We start from the raw sequence: 668 nt of genomic DNA on the forward strand, positions 1-668 counted from the left end.
CACCTTCAACGGCTTACAGAACGCTCCCCTACCCAATACATAAAATGCATTGCCGCAGCTTCGGTTTATAGCTTAGCCCCGTTACATCTTCCGCGCAGGCCGACTCGACTAGTGAGCTATTACGCTTTCTTTAAATGATGGCTGCTTCTAAGCCAACATCCTAGCTGTCTAAGCCTTCCCACATCGTTTCCCACTTAGCTATAATTTGGGACCTTAGCTGGCGGTCTGGGTTGTTTCCCTCTCCACGACGGACGTTAGCACCCGCCGTGTGTCTCCCGGATAGTACTTACTGGTATTCGGAGTTTGCAAAGGGTTGGTAAGTCGGGATGACCCCCTAGCCTTAACAGTGCTCTACCCCCAGTAGTATTCGTCCGAGGCTCTACCTAAATAGATTTCGGGGAGAACCAGCTATCTCCAGGTTTGATTGGCCTTTCACCCCTAGCCACAAGTCATCCGCTAATTTTTCAACATTAGTCGGTTCGGTCCTCCAGTTGATGTTACTCAACCTTCAACCTGCCCATGGCTAGATCACCTGGTTTCGGGTCTATATCCAGCAACTCGACGCCCAGTTAAGACTCGATTTCTCTACGGCTCCCCTAGATGGTTAACCTTGCTACTGAATATAAGTCGCTGACCCATTATACAAAAGGTACGCAGTCACACCACGA

The 668-nt window shown here is 49.7% G+C and carries 1 rRNA gene; it reads right to left on the reverse strand.

Annotated features, from left to right (window positions below):
* Positions 1-668: ribosomal RNA gene (locus tag AC5O63_RS22340) — 23S ribosomal RNA — on the reverse strand; the annotation flags it as partial.

The sequence above is a fragment of the Vibrio sp. SCP2 genome (genome assembly GCF_059295395.1).